Below are 19,982 nucleotides of genomic sequence, written 5' to 3' on the forward strand. Positions count from 1 at the left end.
ACCTAGAGAAATCTAAGTGCTTTTCTTATGTTTAGAAAGGAGCGAGAAATGAAATATCGTAAAAAACCAGTAGTGATTGAGGCCATTAGATTTATTGGCTCAAACTATGAAGAAATCAGAGAGTTTATTGGTCAAAATACCTTGTGCTCTGATTCAAGTATTGTCATTCCAACGCTTGAGGGAGACATGGTGGCTCAAAAAGGTGACTACATTATCAAAGGCGTGCAAGGTGAATTTTATCCATGCAAACCTGACATCTTTAAAGAAACATACGAAAAAGTAGAGGAGTAAAGACATGTTTATCTGGGATTGGGTATCAATCGCTTTTGGGTGGTTGGTATTTTTGTTCTTGATGCTGTTTATCATAGCATTTGTAAAACAAGTAGTCAAAGAAATCAAAAAATAACCTAACCGCATCGAAATCGAGGCGGTTTTCTTATGCTCTAACCGTATGGAATCCCGTACGGTTTTCTTTTCGCCCTGGGCATGGCGTTAAAAGGTTCAACTATTGGACAAGTCCGTAGTCCTAACAAAAGCGGAGCGACTGGTGATGGAGAACACCTAAAAAGCCTAGCGTAGAGGAAAGGATTTTCAAAATGAAAAAAGAACAACTGGCAAACATCGGCTTAACTGAAGACCAAATTTCTCAAGTCTTCGCTTTGTATGGTGCTTCTGTCCAAAAATTTAAGGATGATGTAGCAAGTAAAGATAGCGAATTGGAGAGCGTGCGTGGACAGCTGACACAACGTGATAAAGACTTGAATGATTTGAAGAAAAAAGGCGCAGATGTTGAAGATATTCAGCAAAAGCTAGAGGACTTACAAGCTAAGTACAAACAAGATACAGAAGCGCTTGAGATGAAACTGGCAGATGAGAACAAATCTCGCTTAATCGATGCTGAATTGACAAAAGCTGGCGTTCGAGACGCAGAAATTTTTGAGAAAATCTTAAATAAAGACGAAATCTCTGTAAAAGATGGCAAATTGATTGGCTTAACTGAGCAAATCGAGGCTCAGCGTGCTAAGAGTCCATATCTCTTTAACGGGGAGAAACAAGCCCAATACACGCCAAATCAAGGCGATGGGCAAGGTGCTAATTTAGGGAGTTGGGAAACTGCTATGAGCAATCTTGACTTTAACCTAACTCAATTTTTAGAACAACAAGGAGAAAATAACTAATGGCTAATGAACTTACAAAAATTCTAGACACAATTACACCTCAACAGTACAATGTCTACATGCAACAATACACTGCTGCTAAATCTGCTTTTGTACAAAGTGGTATTGCAGTATCAGATGAGCGTGTCTCTAAAAACATTACATCTGGTGGTCTTTTGGTCAACATGCCTTTCTGGAATGACCTTACTGGTGATTCTGAGGTTCTCGGAAATGGCGACAAAGCCCTAGAAACTGGAAAAATTACTGCTGGAGCAGACATCGCCTGCGTTCTTTACCGTGGACGTGGTTGGGCTGCCAACGAATTGACTGGTATTGTAGCCGGTTCTGACCCAGTCCGTGCTATCTTGAACCGTATCGGTGCTTACTGGTTGCGTGAAGACCAAAAAGCCTTGATTGCTACCTTGAATGGTATCTTTGCTACTGGTACCGGTGGAGAGAAAGGTGCGCTGGAAGAAACTCACGTATCAGACCAATCAAAAGCGTCTACTGGTATCGATGCAGCTATGGTACTTGACGCTAAACAATTGCTTGGAGATTCTGCTGATCAAGTTACTGCTATTGCTATGAACTCAGCGGTTTACACTAAACTACAAAAAGACAACTTGATTCAATACATCCAGCCAACAACTGCGACCATCAACATTCCAACCTACCTTGGTTACCGTGTTATTATCGATGATGGTATTGCACCAGCAGGAGATGTTTATACATCATACCTTTTCCGTACTGGCTCAATCGGTCTTAACACAGGAAATCCATCAGGATTGACTACGTTTGAAACTTCTCGTGAAGCAGCTAAAGGTAACGACATGATTTACACTCGTCGTGCCCTTGTTATGCACCCTTACGGTGTGAAATGGACTGGCGCAGAAGTGACTGAAGGAAACATCACTCCATCAAATGCTGACTTGGCTAAATTCAAAAACTGGCAACGTGTTTATGAGCCTAAGAACATCGGTATTATCGCTTTGAAACACAAAATTGGCAAATAGATTGGGTGACAGAATATGATTCAAGAATTGAAACAAGACAACACAATGTACTTGATCTCATGTGTTCGGAAAATGCGTCAGGATAATTATTTCAAAGATATGGAAGTTCTTCACTACGCTTTGACCCAAGCAGAAAACGAGATTTTGAATTATATTCACCAAGACAATGTGCCTGGACGTTTAGAGAACGTATGGATAGACATGACCAACGACTTACTGGACAAGGTCAAGGAGCAAAGCGTTCTTGCTGAAAAAGCTGGCGCAGATGACTTTTCGGTCAAGAGTATCAAAATGGGTGATACGACAATCGGAAAGGTTAGTCCTTATGAAATGATTCAACGAATGAAACAAGTGCCGTCATCACTTGAGCGCTACAAGCGTCAGTTGAATCGTTTTAGGAAGCTACTATGACCGAATATGCTAAGACAGTCTTTGATTGCTTGTATGACTGTAAAATGACGGTAAAAGGTTATGAAGAGCAAGAGATAGACGGTTTGATCAGTATGTCAGAAAGCGTGCTATTAGAGGACATTCCTTGCAGGATTTCGCAAATGAGCAATAGTTCAACGAACGGGAGCGACTATCAAGCTAACGGCTATGATATGAAACTCTTTTGCTCCGTTGTCTATGATATTCCTGCAGGTTGCAAGATTGAGGTGACTGATAGAAATGGGCACGTTAAAGTGTTTACACGTTCTAATGTGCCTATTGGTCAGTATTGGTCACATCAAGAAATTGCTATAAAGCTAGAGGGCAAGTCATGAGTGGCAGTTTTGATTATCGTAGTTTCGCTAAGTTCGCTAATAACTTCAACAGGAATGTGAATCATGCGAAAGTAGACCTATTTATGAGGCAGACCTTGAATTATGAAGGTACAGAACTAAAGTCCAAAGCGAAAGAGAGAACACCCGTCGGTGTTTATACGGATCATTGGGTGGAGTTCACTACCAAAGATGGCAAACACGTCAAATTTTGGGCAAGTGCTCATGGAAAACAAGGCGGAACCTTGCAAAAAGGCTGGTCTAAAAGCCGTATTGAAGTATCTGGACGGACTTATAAGCAGAAAGTTTATAACAAGGTCTACTATGCCCCACACGTTGAGTACGGGCATAAGACGGTTAATGGCGGCTTTGTTCCAGGGCAGTTTTTCCTTCATAAAACGGTTGAAGATACTAAAAGCGATATGGAGAAGCGTGTCCGTGATAAGTATGATGGCTTTATGAGAAAGGTAGTGTTAGGAAATGGCAAATAAAGGCTTTCGGTTAGTCGAGGAGTTAGTTAGTCATATCAAGGGGTTATATCCTGACATCAGGATTTATCTGGATGAAGTAGAGCAAGGTTTTAAAGAGCCTTGTTTTTTTATCCATGTGGTTGATACTAAGTACACTCCAGAGGCCAATAAATATGTGAAAGTACGTTCTAAAGTGGATTTGTCTTATTTTCCTCCTAAGAAAAAGCGTAGCGAGTGTTTAGCAATGCAGGAAGAATTGAGTTATAAACTCTTACACTTGCCGACGATTCATTTATTTGACCGTCAGTATGAAGTGGTTGACAACATTCTGCATTGTATTTTTAACGCAAGCACACGCTTGAAGTTAGAAGAGGAAGATATCAAACAACGTGAATTGAAAGTGAAAGAAGAGGTAAAAGATGGATAATGTAGACGGAATTGTGTTCCCTACTGCGGACATTTTGGAAAGTAGCGCTTTTACCAACGGAGAAAAAGACATTTTGGGGGCTATTTTAGACCCAGAAGAGTCTTATAGTTTGGAAGAAGCACGAGCAAAACTAGAATACGAACTAGGAAGGAAGATTAACTAATGGCAGGTGGAATTTGGAAACGCCAAAATAAAGTAAGACCAGGTGCTTACATCAACGTCAAATCAAAAGACATCGCAATGACTCGCCTTGGTGGTGATGGTGTCGTAACAGTACCGTTGGCACTCAGTTTCGGAGAATCAAAGAAACTGATGAAAATTCGACGTGGCGAAGACCTATTTAAAAAACTAGGTTATGAGCAAGAAAGCCCTCAGCTTTTGTTGCTAAATGAAGCATTCAAGCGTGTTAGTGAAGTCTTGCTTTATCGTCTGAATACGGGAGAAAAGGCAAACGTAAGCCTTTCAGACAATGTAACGGCTCAAGCTAAATATAGCGGTGTCCGTGGGAATGACATTACAGTAACGGTCAAAACAAACGTAGATGACCCAAGTTCATTTGATGTTGTCACATTCCTTGATACTGTTGTTATGGACTCGCAAACTGTAAAAGTCTTGGCTGATTTAAAAAACAATGATCTAGTTGAGTTTTCAGGAACAGGCGAATTGCAAGCAGTGGCTGGTGCTAAATTGACTGGTGGTACTGATGGAACAGTATCAACTCAAGACTACTCAGAATACTTCAAGGCGATTGAAACAGTTGAATTTAACTATATGGCCTTGCCAGTAGAAGACGCTTCTATCAAGAAGGCGGCTATCAACTTTATCAAACGTATGCGTGAAGACGAAGGTCTTGGTGCTCAATTGGTTGTGGCGGACTCAGATGCAGATAGCGAAGCGGTAATCAACGTTAAAAATGGCGTTATCTTGTCTGACAAGACAGTTATTGATAAGACTAAAGCGACTGTATGGGTTGCAGCAGCAAGCGCAAATGCTGGTGTTGAGAAATCATTGACTTACGAGAAGTATGAAGACTCTGTTGACGTTGTGGGGCGTTTGAGCCATACAGAGACAGAAGATGCGCTCTTGAAAGGGCAATTTGTCTTCACTGCTCGTCGTGGTCGTGCGGTAGTTGAACAAGATATCAACTCACACGTCAGCTTCACGATTGAAAAGAACCAAGACTTCCGTAAGAACCGTATCTTGCGTACCTTGGACGATATCGTGAACGATACTCGTTATGCTTTCTCTGAGTATTTCCTTGGAAAGGTAAGCAATAACGAAGATGGACGTCAAGCGTTCAAAGCGAACCGTATTCGCTACTTCAAAGACCTTGAGGCTCGTGGCGCTATTGAAGACTTCAAAGTGGAAGACATCGAGGTACTACGTGGTGAGTTGAAAGAATCTGTAGTGGTTAACGTTAAAGTGAAACCAGTGGACAGCATGGAAAAACTGTACATGACAGTTACAGTAGAGTAGGAAAGGAGATAGTATGGCTTTTTTAAAAGGTCGTGACGTAATCAGCGGTCAGGAAGGTACCGCTTTTATTCACATCGACGGAAGAAATGAGTTTATGTTCTATGTAAAGGAACTTGAAGCGACAGTTAAGAAAAACAAAGAAGAAGTCCGCACCCTTAACAAACGAGGTACGCAATCAAAATCGACTGGTTTCAAGGGAGAAGGTAAGATGACCATCTACGGTGTCACTTCAACATTCAAGGAAATGATGTTGGACTACATGAAGAATGGTCGGGATACATTCTTTGATATCCAAGTGACTAATGATGATGCGACAAGTTCAATCGGTCGCCAAACAACTATCTTGCGTGAATGTAACCTTGATGAAGTTGTGATGGCTCAACTAAAAGTTGAGGACGATTTCTTGGAAGAAGAAGTCAACTTTACTTTTGAAGATGTGGATATCTTGGAAAAATTTAATGCGCCTAAATTAGGTTAGAAAGAGGATAAATAAATGGCAATTTCAGACTTTTTACTAGAAAACGTTCAGCAGGAAGAAACAAAGGAAGTACACCTTAAGCGTTTCAAATCTCCTTTTGTCATTCGAAGTATTGACGAAAGTCTAAACGATACGTTGAAGAAACGTGCGACAATCAAGAAGAAAAACCGCCAAGGTGTGGCTATTCCTGAGTTCAACAACGATAAGTACATTGACTCTTTGATGTCTGCCTGCGTTGTTACGCCAGACTTAAAAGATGCTCAACTACAAGAATCTTATCGTACAGTTGGGGATGAAGCAGCAACCTTAAAAGCTATGTTGAAGATTGGGGAATATGCTACCCTAATGCAAGAAATCCAGTCGCTTAACGGCTTTGACGAAGATATCAATGATCTTGTTGAAGAAGCAAAAAACGACTAGAGGACGGGGACGCAGAGTTGAGTTATGCTTACTACTGTTTGCATCAATTCAACTGGACTCCGTCCTTTTTGGATAGTTTATCTAAACGTGAAAAAGCCTTGATTTTTGCCTTTATCGATATCCGAGTAGAGGCAGAAGAAAAGGAACACAAAGAAATGGAAAGAAAAAGCAGAGGAAGGAGGAGACGGTAGAAGATGACTACATTAACACAGACCCTAACGCTTAAAGATAAATTTTCTAATTCATTGAATAAGATTAATAACACAATCGATCGAACTATTGGAAAATTTGGCGATTTGGATAGACGTGTCAAGAAGATGACGCAAACTGCAACGATTAAAGTCAAAGCAGATATGCCTAAAAATCTAAATGTGCCTAAAGTTGCTAGTCCTGTAGCACCTAAACCGGCTGCACCTATCGCTCCTAAACTTCCTCCAACTGGGCCTCTTATTGGTGGCTTAGGCGTTGCTACATCCATGCTTGGTCGTATGGCCTCTATTTCTCGTGCTTTGAATTTCATGGTTGCTATTCAAGCCTTGAGGCAAATGGCTAATTTAATGAGTGGCCTGATTAAGTCAGGTGATGATTATATTCAGACCATGGCAAGGCTTAAGACGATAGAAGACGGATCTAAGACAGGCCAAGAACTCCAAGACGGTATCATGGCGGCAGCACAACGCTCAAGGACTGGCTTCGGTATCATGGCAGACTCAGTGGCTAAACTACGCTCACAAGCTGGAGAAGCCTTTAAAAGCAATGATGAAGCTATTGCATTCGCTGAACAGTTGAATAAACTTTATAAAATCGGTGGTGCAAGCTTAGAGCAACAAAAAGCAGGGACGCTTCAAATCACACAGGCACTTGCTTCAGGGGTTCTTCGTGGTGATGAGTTTAACTCTATGATGGAGAACGCTCCGCTTGTTGCCCAAAAACTAGCTAGACACCTTGGTGTCAGCGTTGGTCAATTGAGGGCGATGGCTAAAGATGGCCAACTAACAGGAGATATCCTTAAGAGTGCCTTGCTTGGTTCAGCAGTTGAAACAAACGCTGAGTTTGCGAAAATGCCGATGACCTTTGCCGACATGATGACTCAGGTTGGTAACGTTGCTTCATACGCATTTCAGCCTTTAATTCAAGCATGGCAAGAGTTCATTAACAGTACCGCTGGACAGAACTTCATGGCAGGTTTAGAAACCGCTATGTTTGCGATTGGCCAGATAGCTTTGTGGCTCTTTAATCTCTTTGTTGCAGGTTGGAACTGGGTTACTGAGAACATCAATATAGTCATGACTGCATTAATACTTCTTGCGGCAGTTGCTCTTATAGCAGGTGTTGCAATGTTTGTAGCGGGTTTGATGGCAGGAGCACCTTGGGCTTGGCTGATGCTGATACTGATAGGTGTAATTGGAATCGCGCTATTAATCGGTATGGCTCTAAATGCTATGGGGATTTCATTCTTAGATGTTGCAGCTGCTATCGTTGCAGCCTTTGTCTTTGTCGGAACGGTAGTTTATGACGTCATTATGTTCGTTATCAATCTTGTAATGTATATGATTGCACCGATTGTGAATCTCTTCATAGTTATTTACAATATTGGTTTAGCAATTGCAGAATTTTTGAGAAATGTCTTTAAGCACCCGATATATTCCATCAGAAAGTTATTTTATAATCTTATTCGAACTGTATTAGATTATTTTGCTTCGTTTGTTGATGGGGTGGTCAATGTAGCGCAATCTATCGGTAATGCTTTTATAGCCGGTGCAAACATGGCTATTAAGGCTATAAACTGGATTATTAGAGCAATAAATAAAATTCCCGGTGCTCCTAAAATAGGAGAGGTTGGTGAAATAGGCTACATGTCTAATGATGGTAGTTTTGCCAATGGTATCCGTGCTATGGGAGAGATGTTTAATCCAGGAGAGGCTCCTGATGATTATGAATCTTTTGACGGCATGCGTGCTAACATGATAACTCCAGGCGGTTTATGGGATGGGATGAAAAATCCTTTCTCAACTGCTGGCAATGCTTTTAGTGGTACCAAGGCTTTTGGTCAAGGTGTTGGTGATGCCATGCAAGGCTTCGCTGATAAGATGAAAGGTCAAGACGAACTTGCTTCTAAGTTTGACCAAATGAACCAAACGCCTGCAGGGGCTGGTGCTCCTTCTGGTGGTGCTGGTGGTCTTGGCGACAAGCTAGGCAAAGGCAAGAACATTGGTAACGTCGGTAAGATTGAAGATGAAGTCAAGCTGAAAGACGAAGATATCAAGATGATGCGTGATGTTGCAGAACGTAAGTACATCATTGATTACCAAGTTTTAACACCTCAAGTTAGTGTTAAATATGAGTCTAAAAATAGCGCTACTGAACAGGATATCGATGATTTGGTTGACAGAATTGAAGAAAAGATTGTCGGTTTGGTCGATAGCGACCTAGGAATTGCGTAGGAGGTAGAAAGAAATGGCGATTGGTATTTTCGTAGAGTACAAAGGTCAGGTCACACAACTTCCTGTAAATCCAGAAGAGCTAAAAACGAAGAATAGCGCAAATAACGAGTCAACAACGAGTATTGCGCTAGGAGAAATAACCCAGATGAGTTTTCCTAAACTCTCTGAGGTTACTTTCACTTCATTCTTCCCTAGAGACACTTTTCGCTCTTATGTCCTGAATAAATCAGGAACGCCTGAAACCTATGTCCGACTCTTGAAGAAAATCATGGACGGCAAAGAACCTTGTCGCTTGATTATCTCTGGCGTGGGTATCAATATGCTTGCGACAGTTGAAAGTTTTGAGCAACAAAGAAAAGCTGGTATTCATGAGGATGTTTACTACGACATCACTTTCAAAGAGTACAAGATGGCCAAGGCTCGGTTTGTAAAAATCGAGAAGAAGGTATCAGAAGAGAAGAAAGCTAGTCAGCCTCAGAAAGAACAGGCTCCCTCAACTAAGAAAGAAGTGACTATCGGTGCAAAGGTGCTTGTTAATGGGCAACTTCATAGAGATAGCTATGGAGAAGGGCCTGGTCAAACTGAGTCAAACGCAACTAGACTTGTCAATTATATCAATATGAAAGGGTCGCATCCTTATCACGTTACTATGCTTGATGGCGGTTGGCGTGGTTGGGTTACTGCTGATTCGGTGCAAGTCCTATGATGGAATTTCTGATTCAAGATGTGAATGACGGTAAAGTCTTTGATATCACTGAGTTGGTCGGAGGTGTCAAATGGGAAACTAGCATTGATTTTCAGCCGGGGAAACTTGAGTTTGATATGATTATAGACTCGCAGGTCGCTTGTAACTTTGGGGATGTTATCCGCTTCAAGGTAGATGATAAGGGCATTTTTTACGGTAAAGTTTTCAAGAAAAAGCGGAAATCAGCCAAGAAATGGTCTGTTACTGCTTATGACAGAATGAGGTACCTGAAAAACACTGATACAATCGTGTTTGAAGCCTCTAAAAGTCATGAAATCTTTAGTAAGATTTGCGAAATCTCAGAACTTGAGTACAAAGTTGTTGACGAGGGAAACTGGACGTGTCCTGAGAAAATCGAAGATAAGAAAACTTATTTTGCGATGATCCAGAACGCTTTGGACTTAACATTGATTCATGGTGGCATGTGGTACATCATCAGAGATAACTTTGGTACAGTCGAGCATATAGCCTTAAATTCGCTGATTACTGACTTAGTGATTGGTGATGATAGCGTAGCGACAGACTTTGACTATGAAGGCTCTATCGATGACAGTTACAACTATGTGAAGCTGACTAAAGACAACAAGCAGAGTAATAAGCGTGAAGTTTACGTTGTGAAAGACTCTAAAAATGTGGCTCTTTGGGGCAAGTTGCAGTACCACGAAAAAGTGGATGAAAAAATGAATGAGAGTCAGATTCAACAGAAGGCTGAACTCTTATTGAAAGCTAAAAATCATCCTAAAAAGACTTTTAAAGTCCCTTGTTTAGGACATCTTGGAATCAGTGCAGGCAACAGTGTTGTGTTGGATTTTGCTGATTTAGAGTCTGAAGGGATTAAGAAGAACAGTCTTGGCATCATCTCTAAATGTACCCACAAGTGGGACAAGGTGCATACAATGGATTTAGAATTGAGGACACTGGAATAATGGCAGGAGAGTTATTGGCACGCCTTTTGGCGCAAGGAGTAGATGATGGGACAGACAGAACAGATATTGTTTTTGGCTCTGTCACATCTGTTTCTCCTTTAACAATCAAGGTTAATAATAAACTTGAAATCCCTGAGTCTTTTTTAGTTCTAAGTCCGATGGTTAAAGAACTACGCACTGGAGATACTGAAGGGGACAACAAGAGATGGATTGTTTTTCGTGATCTTGAAGCAGGAGACAAAGTCTTAATGATTAAAGCCCAGAACGGGCAATTATACTACGTTTTACAAAGGATGGAGTGAAGATGGTAGATATACGAAACATTGAAGAAGTTGTTTTGCCATCCTACACTTATCAAGTGAAAAATGGCAGAATACACGGATATATTGACGGCTTAGAAGCCATGAGGCAAGCAGTTGAAAAGATTTTGCTTACAGAACGGTTTGAGTGGGTTATTTACTCTTCGAACTACGGAGTAGAATTGGAGCGCTTGATAGGAAAGCCTTATGATTTTGTAAAAGCTGACCTTGAGAGAACAATTTCTCAAGCCTTATTAGTTGATACAAGAATTAAAAGTGTCCAAAATTTCTTCATCGAGCAGCAAACCAAGGACAGCTTGCTTTGTGTCTTTGAAGTCCATACTATATCCGGTTTATTTAAAGTTGAAAAGGAGGTGACGCTGATTAATGATAGGTGATTTCTTAGAAAAATACACGTTTGATTATCTGATGAATGACGCTCTTTCTCGTGTCAATGAAAATATTGATACACGGGAAGGTTCTATCATCTATGACGCATTAGCGCCTGCTTGTTACGAGTTAGCTGGTTTTTATTTGCAGTTGAAAAATCTACTGCTAGATACATTTCCACAGACTGCTATTGGTCAATACCTAGACTACAAGGTTGAGGAGTTCGGTCTACATCGTTATCCGTCCAAGAAAGCGGTACGCTTTGCGGAGTTTAAAAACGAGAGAAAAGAAGGCGTACAAATCGCTTTAGGTTCTCGTTTTGCGACAATTGACGATGCTGCACTCATCTACAAGGTAGTTCGTGCAACTAATGTAGCTGGCAAGTATGAAGTAGAGTGTGAGACGACTGGCGTTGTCGGAAACCGCTACTACGGCAATATCTTACCCTTGGAGAACTACAGGAACCTCGCCACTGCAGTCTTAGGGGAAATCGTTACATCTGGGCAAGATGAAGAAACTGACGATGAATTGCGGAAGCGTTTCTTGATTTACGTCAATGAGAAGCCGTTTGGCGGTAACTTCATCGAGTACGTTCAGCGTGTTCGTGAAATTGACGGTGTTGGCGCAGTTCAGGTCTATCCAGTTTGGAACGGCTCAGGAACGGTTAAAGTGGTTGTTTTAGACAACGACTTAAACTTGGCGTCTACTGAGACAATTAAGAAGGTGCAAAATGTTCTGGATCCACTAGAATATACTGGAAAAGGAGTTGGACTAGCTCCTATCAACCACCGTGTGACGGTTACGACTGCGACACGATTCCCGATTGATATTGAGTTTAAACTTGAGTTGATGACAGGATATCAGCTAAATCAAGTGAAAGAACTGGTAGACAAGACACTAGACCAGTATTTCTTAGACTTGAGAAAGAACTGGGCGCAATACTCAGATGTCAACACCTACAGCATGAAAATCTATCGCTCGCAGTTAATGGCCAAGCTACTGACCATTACAGGTATCGCAAACGTTGATAAGATGAAATTGAATAACCGTGAAGCTGATTTAGCACTTGTTTTTACAGGACAATTACAACAATTGCCGTATAAAGGAACAGTGAGGACAGTTTAATGGTGAAAGAGGTAAACTTATCTGAATACGTTCCAGATTACTACGAGGGCGTCAAGGATATGAAGGAACTTGTTCGAGTTGAAAACGCTCTGTTTAAAGACGGGACTGTCTCGTTAGAGCAGTTCATCAAGAACCAGTTTATTATGCTCTGTGATGTCCCTACCTTAACGAAATTTGAAGAAGTCTACGGTATTGTTGCTCATGCTGACGATACGTTGGAGTGGAGAAGAGAGCGTGTTTTGTTGCGGATCAATATGAGACCACCGTTTTCTTGGTGGTTTTTAATTCGCAAATTGGACGACCTTTTCGGAAAAGGAAAGTACAAGGCTTCAGTAGATTTCGCTAATCAGGTATTACTGATTGAGTCCGGTGCAGAAACGAGCGGACTTTTCAGAGAGTCAGTTATTTTTGTCAATGCAATAAAGCCAGCAAATATGGGATATACGCATATCCCAACAGTAACAGAACGAGTCAAGCTGAAAGAACGGTTATTCAAGACGTCAGTAGACTTTGCTAGAGCAGGTTATGCAGTTGTAGGTGTGACACCTTTTGAATACGAAGGACCGCAAGAGGAGGTTTTATTCAATGATTAAAGAAACGTTACTAAATACAGTTACAGAAACCGTACTAGCTAAAATCAACAAAGCAAGGTTGAATGATAATCAAATTGTGACGATACAGAAACAACGAGAGCAACATTTTGTTTTGATTGATTTCTTGGTACCAGACTCAATCAGAGAAATCAATAAGATTGAGTTGTTAGACGCTTCAAATGTCCCTCAGTCTGTTATTGATGTATACGTTCCGATTGAAACAACGACACGATTCAAATATAGACTGGAGGTGCTAACAGATGGCTAAAATCTGGAGGTCAAGAGATATCATCGGCGCTGAGGATGCGCAACGATGGGAAAACAAAGCCGATTCAAGTCACAGGCACAAGGTTGCAGACATTGACGGTCTGCCTGAAAAGATTGACGAGTTCACCAGAAGTAAGGCTGAGAAGGTTGACCTAACTGGTCACATCAACAACCGCAACAATCCACACAATGTGACAAAGGCTCAGGTAGGCTTGGGGAATGTAGACAACGTAAGACAAGCCAGTTACACAGATCATGAAGCTACAAAAAGAGAAGTCGCCGAGCAAGAACAACGATTGTCATTGCTAGAAGAAATGGTATTACAGAATCGATTCTATGTACCAATCAAAGCGGAAGATAATGATGATGTATTGTTAGGAGACGAAAACAACAATCTAGTCGTAGCTGATTGGAAATACCAAGTAGTAGAAAGGGAGGAATAGATGAATGGTAATTATGAGTAACCAAGTTAGAAAAGCTACTGATTTGCCCACATTATCCAATGTATCAGACGGAGATGTGGTGCTAGTTCATAGTGGAGCAGGTTTAAAGAAAGTTCCTGTTTCCACTTTAAAACGAACATTTGCAACACCACAATCAGCTATATCAGTGGCTACGTCAAACTCAAACGGGATTGTCAGGCCGGATAATCAGACGACAGAAGTGTCAAATGGTGTGATGAAAGCAAAGACTGCCACTAGTGGGCAGGCTGGTGTGGTGCGACCTGACAACTCAACGATTACAGTCGATAGTTCGGGTGTTTTACGAGTAAACAGGTCAGCGCTTGGAATTCCAAGTACACCGTCCGAAGTGATAGCAAATAAATTTGTAAACCAAAACGGAAACCAGCAAATGAAGTATTGGTATGGCTCAAAAGCCCAATATGAAGCAGTCAGAACTAAAGATCCCAACACAATCTATGATGTGTATGAGTAGGTGATTTTATGACTACAAGAGAAGGAATTTATGTCGGAGGACATGAGATTATAGAACGGTATGTTGGTAATCGTTTGGTTTGGGAGAAATGGGTCTATGTTGGATATTTCCAGAATCTAAGAACTCCGTTTGAATCACAAGGCTATTTGGTTTTTGATTCAATAGCTTTAAGTGATTTCAACAATAAATATCGTGACGAGAGCAAAGTAAATGATGTTAAAGTACGGATTAAGCACCAGAACAATACAATTACAACTGTTTATGCGAAGTATGCGCGGTTGTACGATAGGGATACAAGGCCAGATAATTTCAGTAGAGGAAGTGCGCTCTATATCTCATTTAAAGACGATAATCAAAGACAAGTATTCAAAAGTAATGTCACTAGAAACGATTCACTATACTTTTATTTTAAATAATCAGGAGAACATTAAACATGGAATTTGTATTAGTAAATAAATTTTTTAGAGTTGACAAGACGGAAGTCTCTATTCAATGCGACAAGCCGTTTACTTTTTTCACTCGTGAGTTGGAGGGTGACCGTTTGGGTGACACGGACGAAACGCTCATTGAAGCAGTCAAAGAGATTCTACGTACCGAACTTGACCCAACTAGCGCCATTGTCAAAAACCAAGAACAATTGGCTAAAACGCAAGAACAATTGGCTAAGACAACGGAAGCGCTGGAGAGAGCCAACCAGCTCATGGATGGCATGCAGAAGGTCAATCTCCAGAATGCTCAGGATATTGAGGATATCTTAGCACGATTGGAAGAGCTGGAAGCTCAAGGAGAGACTGACCAGGGGGAGAAAGAGGAGGCAGACGGGGCAGCCCCTCAGGCTACGGACACAGAAAACCAAGCTGATGAACCAGCACCAGCGCAACCAACTACTGAGCAACCAGTAGCAGAAGCGCCTATCCAACCTGCACCAGCAGTAGAACAACCAACAGAAAGCGAGACAGAACATGAAATTCCTACACCGACAAGCGAAGCGAGCACTAGTGAAAACAATGGAGGTAGCAACAATGAGTAAGATTACACTAGACCAAGCAAAAATCGACATGTACATCAACCTACTGGAACGTGGAGCAGTTGACTTTTCATGGGTACATAAACGCTGGAAAGACAGTGTGCGCAAGGAATTGAAGCGACGTGGTTTGAGCCATTTGGCAAACTAGCGAGGTGTTTATGGACGTCTTTGAAAAAATAGAACACTTTTTCACTAGCGTAATGCCAGTGCTAACTCCAACAATCATTGCTTGGATAAGCTATCGGTTACCGAAAAAAGCCAAAGAAGAAACAGATAAAATTGTCTCGGAACTAACCGATGTCAAGAAACAGATTAAAGATGTCCAGACTACCGCTAAAGATAGCAATTCCAAAATCGATGAAGTACAGGAAAAGCTAAAAGTGCACGACGAGGCGCATCTAAATACTATGAAGTTGCGCCTTGACCGTGATATGCGACGGGCTATTCGTAGAGGGTTCACTTCAAAAGACGAATTTTCACTAGTGGAAAGTCTGCACAAAAGCTACAAGGCTTTAGGAGGTAATGGCTACATAGACCGCTTATTCAACGATTTTGGAAAATTGGAGATTAAGGAAGACATCTTGGTTGAAGATGAGAAAGGGGCGCAGAATGGTCTGTAATCTCAATACGACCAATCTCGCACAGATCGATGGCGGTTACCTCATTAAACAGGGTGATGTGGCTTCCACCTTTGGATTTGTCCTCTTAGACGAAGATTATCGAGCCGTCCCCTCTCTGGAGGGGGAGGTGGCGGTCGTTAGTCTGACCATGGGCAAGTACCAGTGGAAGAAGAGCGTAACTGTCACGAACTCAAGCGTGAATTTTAATCTGGACGCTATCTTTCCAATTGGGAAATACCGCTTAGAGATTAGCGCTGGCGGATATGTTTTTCCGAGCGACAAAACGACGCATATCAAGATAGTGGCTTCAGATAAGGAATTGGTCACAGAAGAAGTCCATGCTCTTAAGGAGCTGGATATCGCAGAAGAAGTAAAAAAACAACTTGCAGAAAGGCCTGCAAGCGAAGGTGGAGTATGTCCGGAATTTCCCGATCTACTCTTCTTTTATAATATTGGAAAGGTATGAAAACAATGGACACAACAAAATTAACAGCATTCGCACAAGCAGTAGGAGCAGATATCAAGGAAGTGAAGCAAAACGTCAGCACTAAAGTGGAGACTTCAGCAATGACGCAAGCTATCTCTCAGGCAGTCACTCAAGCTAAATCCGAGGTTAAGGCTGAAATCTTGGGTGAGGGAACGCCTGAAAATCTGGATACGCTGAAAGAAATCGCAGAAAAAATCACGAGCATGGGGCAAGACGAAAACGGCGCACTTCTTGGCAAAGTAACTGAAGTCAGCGGACGTGTAGACCAGATTGCCAATGTTGACTTGGTAGCGACTTACAACGCAGCGAAAGCGTGATAGCTATGAGTAACCTTGAAAATCTAGCAAGAGCAATCGGTGAGGATGTCAAGGCAATCAAAGAAGATTCAGAGTTAAAGGATAGGGAAGTCCAGGAAAGACTGGACTCTCTTGAGAGTAGACCGAGAGTCAATCCAGAAATCCTCGTTACAAAAGCGGAGCTGGAAGAGAAAGGCTACTTGACCTCCCACCAAGACTTGTCTACTTACGCTCAAAAATGGGAGTTGTACAATGATATCCCAATCAAGGCTAGGATTTCCGCCTTAGAAAATCGTCCGTCATTTGACAATCTGACATCCAGCCAGAGAGAAAGCTTAAAAGGGGAAAATGGGCATAGTTTGAATGCTGGCGTTCGTATTGAGGGTTCTTATAAGAATGGCTCTACTAGCCAATTGAATCTGTTTGCGGATGTATTCTACGATGGCGAAGCAGTCACGAGTGGCTATACTCTTGATTATTACTACCGTGGTTTTGGGAATAATAGCTGGGGTGTTTTGAGAAATCAAACGCCTGATGCAAATGGGAAATTTGGTCAGTGGAATGCTACTCAGCGCTCTGGTGGCTGGTTCGAAGTCCGCATTGAAGTGAATTACAGAGGTTTAAAAGCCTCTGCTTTTACCCATTTGGATAACATCAACGATGGCGAACGAGGAGCAACGGGAGCTCCTGGTCAGAACATTGTCAATCAGAACGGTTCGCAGGCACTCAACTATTGGGCAGGTACGCAAGAGCAGTACGATGCTATTACTACCAAAGACCCTCACACGATTTACGATATTTTTAAGTAGGTGAAGCTATGAGAGATAGAGTAAGAATCATGTTAGGCAATCAGGAGATTGTCAAGCGCTATATTGGTGATAGGTTGGTGTGGGAGGGTTTGAAAAGTGTTACCATAAAAGATGTGACTCTCTCTTTTTTTAAAAATTATAGTCTTTTTGTATATAAAAAAGATATAAAAACAACTCTTGAAAACAAGAAAATAACAAAAGTAAGAATAGGCGCTAGCGAATTCCCGTTGATCACGACAAAATCGGTGGGTATCTCTGATAATTCATACACTTTTCATCTAAGTAGCGAAACAATTGAAAACTTCAAACGCGTAGGAGTCACAACGGGGTATATTAGCCTTGATATCACATTCTACTATGAATAAGAAAGGAAACAACACATGATACAATTTAATGAATTTATTATCGCTTTTGCGACAGGCTTTTTAGCGGTAGTCGCAGGCAGTATGGTAAAAACAGTAAAAGATTATCTTTTGCGAAAAGGCGGAGAAAAAGCGGTTATTATCGCTGAAATCCTAGCCAAGAACGCAGTTCATGCCGTGGAGCAGGTGGCTGCTGAGACAGGTTATAAAGGTGATAAAAAACTGGCACAGGCTCGCGCTAAAATTCGTGCAGAGCTGCTCAAATATAACATCAGCATGACCGACAAGGGCTTGGATACCTTTGTAGAGTCAGCCGTTAAGCAGATGAATGACGCTTGGAAAGGACAAGAGTAATGGATATCGATACAAGCAGACTACGTACAGGCTTGCCACAAGTCGGAGTGCAACCTTATAGACAAGTGCATGCTCACTCAACAGGCAACCGCAACTCAACAGCTCAAAACGAGGCGGACTACCACTACAGAAAGAACCCTGAACTTGGGTTCTTTTCTCATGTCGTTGGTAACGGTCGTGTCATGCAAGTAGGCCCTGTAAACAAGGGAATGTGGGACGTTGGTGGCGGTTGGAATGCTGAGACCTATGCAGCAGTTGAATTGATTGAAAGCCATTCAACTAAAGAAGAGTTCATGACAGACTACCGTCTGTATATCGAATTGCTACGCAATCTAGCAGATGAAGCAGGCTTGCCGAAGACTCTTGATACAGACGACTTGGCAGGTATCAAAACGCATGAATACTGTACCAATAACCAACCCGACAACCATTCAGACCACATTGACCCTTATCCATATCTAGCCAAATGGGGCATTAGCCGCGAACAGTTCAAGCAGGATATTGAAAGTGGCTTGACGATCGAAGTAGGCTGGCAGAAGAACGATACAGGCTATTGGTATGTACACTCAGACGGCTCTTATCCAAAAGACAAGTTTGAGAAAATCAACGGAACCTGGTATTACTTCGACGGCTCAGGCTATATGCTTGCAGACCGCTGGAAGAAGCACACAGACGGCAACTGGTACTACTTTGACCAATCAGGCGAAATGGCTACAGGCTGGAAGAAAATCGCTGATAAGTGGTATTATTTTGACACAGAGGGCGCTATGAAGACAGGATGGGTCAAGTACAAGGATACCTGGTATTACCTAGACGGTAAAGAAGGTGCTATGGTATCAAACGCCTTCGTCCAGTCCGCAGACGGAACAGGCTGGTACTACCTCAAACCAGACGGAACAATGGCAGACAAGCCAGAGTTCGCAGTTGAGCCAGACGGCTTGATTACAGTTAAATAATTTTAAAAAATAAAATGAAAGGAAAACTTTTCTAAAATGTGTATCTACCCCACAGGACTCGTTCTTGTGGGGATTTTTTTTGTTAAAAAGAGTAAGAAAGACTGACTTTTTTAAAGAAAGATGTCATAATCAAGTTAATTCAAAAAATATTATGGAGCGAGTAGGAGGAATTTGGTATGTTAAAAAATACAAAACAGCCTCAATACTTAAAGTCTTTTTTACTTGGTATGACAGCAATTGTATTGCCTATTTTTAGCTTTAACCAGAACATTCCAAAAGTAAAAGCTGATACAGTCCCAGACTGGAAGAAAGTCAAAAGTGATTACAAGAAATCAACGATGGGCATTCAGAAAGAGGTAATGAAATTTGGATACCGAGAATAAAGATTTGATTGAAGTCAATAATATCGTTGATGAAGTCGAGCGATTACCACATGAACAGCGTCAAGTAGTTTTACAGAAGTTGGAAATCTATCAAGGTGACCTACCTCATCCAGATATTCTCAAAGGATATAAAGAGCTATATCCGGGTGCTGTTCAAAAGATTATTGATAATGGTATTGCAGAGAGCCAACATCGTAGGGCTATGGAAGATAAATACTTATCAGGGAATATTACTTCTCATAAATTGGGACAGTTATTTGGCTTTTTAATCGCCCTCGTTGTTACTATTGGTGGAATTTACTTAATAGCAACAGGTAAACAAATTGCAGGTAGTTTTTTAACTGGAACAACTGCACTAGGGCTAATTAGTTTGTTTACAGGGAATAATCGAAATAAAAACAAAGACAAAGAATAGTTACTCACCGCAGGCTCAGGCTTGCGGTTTTTTTGTTTGCTCTGAAATTGACTTGTTGACATCAACAAATAGCTTTATAAAGCGCTTGGTTGCCAATTTTGTTGACCTTAACAAAATTAGAGCTTGTATTTCTATTTTGCAAAAATGCTTATTTTTTAACTTTAGAAACAGAAATCTAAATCCTATTGTTCAAGAAAAGAGGGGCAAAAAAGGGGCATAAGGTGTAAACTTTTGTATTTTTACGGTAAAAAATATATGTAGTTTACAACGCACAAACCCTTATTTTAAGTCTCTTTTGACCCATGTATTTTTATTTATATAGTGCATCTCAGTTACTCTTAAATAA

At 41.3% G+C, this 19,982-nt stretch carries 33 protein-coding genes; all 33 read left to right on the forward strand.

Annotated elements, in window-relative coordinates; translation table 11 throughout:
• The first annotated feature begins 48 nt into the window (after positions 1-48).
• The 33 genes from HT685_RS09305 (at position 49) to HT685_RS09465 (ending at position 19,636) form a co-directional block, all read left to right on the forward strand.
• On the forward strand, positions 49-291 hold the full coding sequence (locus HT685_RS09305; protein ID WP_173279039.1) for a hypothetical protein: 243 nt from the start codon (positions 49-51) through the stop codon (positions 289-291).
• A gap of 305 nt (positions 292-596) precedes the next feature.
• On the forward strand, positions 597-1,178 hold the full coding sequence (locus HT685_RS09310; protein ID WP_173279040.1) for a phage scaffolding protein: 582 nt from the start codon (positions 597-599) through the stop codon (positions 1,176-1,178).
• The gene (locus tag HT685_RS09315; protein ID WP_173279041.1) at positions 1,178-2,170 is read left to right on the forward strand and encodes a major capsid protein; all 993 of its coding nucleotides are present in this window, start codon (positions 1,178-1,180) and stop codon (positions 2,168-2,170) included. The genes HT685_RS09310 and HT685_RS09315 overlap by 1 nt, the downstream gene beginning before the upstream one ends.
• A gap of 15 nt (positions 2,171-2,185) precedes the next feature.
• Positions 2,186-2,581, forward strand: a complete 396-nt coding sequence (locus tag HT685_RS09320; RefSeq protein WP_173279042.1) for a hypothetical protein — start codon at positions 2,186-2,188, stop codon at positions 2,579-2,581.
• Complete coding sequence (locus tag HT685_RS09325; protein WP_173279043.1) at positions 2,578-2,934, forward strand: hypothetical protein; 357 nt, start codon at positions 2,578-2,580, stop codon at positions 2,932-2,934. Before HT685_RS09320 ends, HT685_RS09325 begins: the two co-directional genes overlap by 4 nt.
• On the forward strand, positions 2,931-3,422 hold the full coding sequence (locus tag HT685_RS09330; protein WP_173279044.1) for an HK97 gp10 family phage protein: 492 nt from the start codon (positions 2,931-2,933) through the stop codon (positions 3,420-3,422). The genes HT685_RS09325 and HT685_RS09330 overlap by 4 nt, the downstream gene beginning before the upstream one ends.
• On the forward strand, positions 3,412-3,828 hold the full coding sequence (locus tag HT685_RS09335) for a DUF6838 family protein (RefSeq protein WP_112445283.1): 417 nt from the start codon (positions 3,412-3,414) through the stop codon (positions 3,826-3,828). The genes HT685_RS09330 and HT685_RS09335 overlap by 11 nt, the downstream gene beginning before the upstream one ends.
• On the forward strand, positions 3,821-3,991 hold the full coding sequence (locus tag HT685_RS09340; protein ID WP_023948067.1) for a hypothetical protein: 171 nt from the start codon (positions 3,821-3,823) through the stop codon (positions 3,989-3,991). Before HT685_RS09335 ends, HT685_RS09340 begins: the two co-directional genes overlap by 8 nt.
• Positions 3,991-5,304 (forward strand): phage tail sheath family protein, encoded by a 1,314-nt coding sequence (locus HT685_RS09345; RefSeq protein WP_173279045.1) that lies wholly within the window; start codon positions 3,991-3,993, stop codon positions 5,302-5,304. Before HT685_RS09340 ends, HT685_RS09345 begins: the two co-directional genes overlap by 1 nt.
• 13 nt (positions 5,305-5,317) lie before the next feature.
• Positions 5,318-5,782: a phage tail tube protein gene (locus tag HT685_RS09350; RefSeq protein ID WP_033675938.1), complete on the forward strand. Its 465-nt coding sequence runs from the start codon at positions 5,318-5,320 to the stop codon at positions 5,780-5,782.
• Positions 5,783-5,797: 15 nt separating this feature from the next.
• Positions 5,798-6,202 (forward strand): phage portal protein, encoded by a 405-nt coding sequence (locus HT685_RS09355; RefSeq protein ID WP_023948071.1) that lies wholly within the window; start codon positions 5,798-5,800, stop codon positions 6,200-6,202.
• A 194-nt stretch (positions 6,203-6,396) separates the two neighbouring features.
• Positions 6,397-8,646 (forward strand): tape measure protein, encoded by a 2,250-nt coding sequence (locus HT685_RS09360; RefSeq protein ID WP_173279046.1) that lies wholly within the window; start codon positions 6,397-6,399, stop codon positions 8,644-8,646.
• 13 nt (positions 8,647-8,659) lie between these two features.
• Complete coding sequence (locus HT685_RS09365; protein WP_061759919.1) at positions 8,660-9,352, forward strand: phage baseplate protein; 693 nt, start codon at positions 8,660-8,662, stop codon at positions 9,350-9,352.
• The gene (locus tag HT685_RS09370; protein ID WP_234990573.1) at positions 9,352-10,317 is read left to right on the forward strand and encodes a hypothetical protein; all 966 of its coding nucleotides are present in this window, start codon (positions 9,352-9,354) and stop codon (positions 10,315-10,317) included. The genes HT685_RS09365 and HT685_RS09370 overlap by 1 nt, the downstream gene beginning before the upstream one ends.
• Positions 10,317-10,619: a DUF2577 domain-containing protein gene (locus HT685_RS09375; protein WP_015973671.1), complete on the forward strand. Its 303-nt coding sequence runs from the start codon at positions 10,317-10,319 to the stop codon at positions 10,617-10,619. The genes HT685_RS09370 and HT685_RS09375 overlap by 1 nt, the downstream gene beginning before the upstream one ends.
• A gap of 2 nt (positions 10,620-10,621) precedes the next feature.
• Positions 10,622-11,014 carry a DUF2634 domain-containing protein gene (locus HT685_RS09380; RefSeq protein ID WP_023948079.1) on the forward strand — a complete coding sequence of 131 codons (393 nt, stop codon included), beginning with the start codon at positions 10,622-10,624 and terminating at the stop codon, positions 11,012-11,014.
• Entirely contained in the window at positions 11,004-12,131 is a 1,128-nt protein-coding gene (locus tag HT685_RS09385) for a baseplate J/gp47 family protein (protein WP_112445269.1), read from the forward strand. Before HT685_RS09380 ends, HT685_RS09385 begins: the two co-directional genes overlap by 11 nt.
• Complete coding sequence (locus HT685_RS09390) at positions 12,131-12,724, forward strand: putative phage tail protein (RefSeq protein ID WP_173279047.1); 594 nt, start codon at positions 12,131-12,133, stop codon at positions 12,722-12,724. Before HT685_RS09385 ends, HT685_RS09390 begins: the two co-directional genes overlap by 1 nt.
• Positions 12,717-12,992: a hypothetical protein gene (locus HT685_RS09395; protein ID WP_173279048.1), complete on the forward strand. Its 276-nt coding sequence runs from the start codon at positions 12,717-12,719 to the stop codon at positions 12,990-12,992. Before HT685_RS09390 ends, HT685_RS09395 begins: the two co-directional genes overlap by 8 nt.
• Positions 12,985-13,434: a hypothetical protein gene (locus HT685_RS09400; RefSeq protein WP_173279049.1), complete on the forward strand. Its 450-nt coding sequence runs from the start codon at positions 12,985-12,987 to the stop codon at positions 13,432-13,434. Before HT685_RS09395 ends, HT685_RS09400 begins: the two co-directional genes overlap by 8 nt.
• Positions 13,435-13,438: 4 nt before the next feature.
• Complete coding sequence (locus HT685_RS09405) at positions 13,439-13,927, forward strand: hypothetical protein (RefSeq protein ID WP_173279050.1); 489 nt, start codon at positions 13,439-13,441, stop codon at positions 13,925-13,927.
• 8 nt (positions 13,928-13,935) lie between these two features.
• A complete protein-coding gene (locus tag HT685_RS09410) occupies positions 13,936-14,343 on the forward strand; it encodes a hypothetical protein (RefSeq protein WP_173279051.1) in 408 nt (135 codons plus the stop codon).
• Between the two features lie 17 nt (positions 14,344-14,360).
• On the forward strand, positions 14,361-14,957 hold the full coding sequence (locus HT685_RS09415; RefSeq protein ID WP_173279052.1) for a hypothetical protein: 597 nt from the start codon (positions 14,361-14,363) through the stop codon (positions 14,955-14,957).
• Entirely contained in the window at positions 14,950-15,102 is a 153-nt protein-coding gene (locus HT685_RS09420; protein ID WP_173279053.1) for a hypothetical protein, read from the forward strand. The genes HT685_RS09415 and HT685_RS09420 overlap by 8 nt, the downstream gene beginning before the upstream one ends.
• Positions 15,103-15,154: 52 nt before the next feature.
• On the forward strand, positions 15,155-15,574 hold the full coding sequence (locus HT685_RS09425; protein WP_173279054.1) for a hypothetical protein: 420 nt from the start codon (positions 15,155-15,157) through the stop codon (positions 15,572-15,574).
• Positions 15,564-16,040 carry a hypothetical protein gene (locus tag HT685_RS09430; RefSeq protein WP_173279055.1) on the forward strand — a complete coding sequence of 159 codons (477 nt, stop codon included), beginning with the start codon at positions 15,564-15,566 and terminating at the stop codon, positions 16,038-16,040. Before HT685_RS09425 ends, HT685_RS09430 begins: the two co-directional genes overlap by 11 nt.
• Before the next feature lie 5 nt (positions 16,041-16,045).
• On the forward strand, positions 16,046-16,378 hold the full coding sequence (locus tag HT685_RS09435; RefSeq protein WP_173279056.1) for a hypothetical protein: 333 nt from the start codon (positions 16,046-16,048) through the stop codon (positions 16,376-16,378).
• A gap of 5 nt (positions 16,379-16,383) precedes the next feature.
• Positions 16,384-17,166 carry a hypothetical protein gene (locus HT685_RS09440; protein ID WP_173279057.1) on the forward strand — a complete coding sequence of 261 codons (783 nt, stop codon included), beginning with the start codon at positions 16,384-16,386 and terminating at the stop codon, positions 17,164-17,166.
• Between the two features lie 29 nt (positions 17,167-17,195).
• Positions 17,196-17,531 (forward strand): hypothetical protein, encoded by a 336-nt coding sequence (locus HT685_RS09445; protein ID WP_173279058.1) that lies wholly within the window; start codon positions 17,196-17,198, stop codon positions 17,529-17,531.
• A 15-nt stretch (positions 17,532-17,546) separates the two neighbouring features.
• A complete protein-coding gene (locus HT685_RS09450) occupies positions 17,547-17,882 on the forward strand; it encodes a phage holin (protein ID WP_173279059.1) in 336 nt (111 codons plus the stop codon).
• Positions 17,882-18,838, forward strand: coding sequence for an N-acetylmuramoyl-L-alanine amidase family protein (locus HT685_RS09455; protein ID WP_173279060.1), 957 nt, complete (start codon positions 17,882-17,884; stop codon positions 18,836-18,838). The genes HT685_RS09450 and HT685_RS09455 overlap by 1 nt, the downstream gene beginning before the upstream one ends.
• A gap of 176 nt (positions 18,839-19,014) precedes the next feature.
• Positions 19,015-19,221: a hypothetical protein gene (locus HT685_RS09460; protein WP_112445235.1), complete on the forward strand. Its 207-nt coding sequence runs from the start codon at positions 19,015-19,017 to the stop codon at positions 19,219-19,221.
• Positions 19,205-19,636 (forward strand): DUF2335 domain-containing protein, encoded by a 432-nt coding sequence (locus tag HT685_RS09465; RefSeq protein WP_173278746.1) that lies wholly within the window; start codon positions 19,205-19,207, stop codon positions 19,634-19,636. Before HT685_RS09460 ends, HT685_RS09465 begins: the two co-directional genes overlap by 17 nt.
• The last annotated feature ends 346 nt before the right edge of the window (positions 19,637-19,982 follow it).

It is taken from the genome of Streptococcus sp. 5004 (genome assembly GCF_013276755.1).
Taxonomy (GTDB): Bacteria; Bacillota; Bacilli; order Lactobacillales; family Streptococcaceae; genus Streptococcus.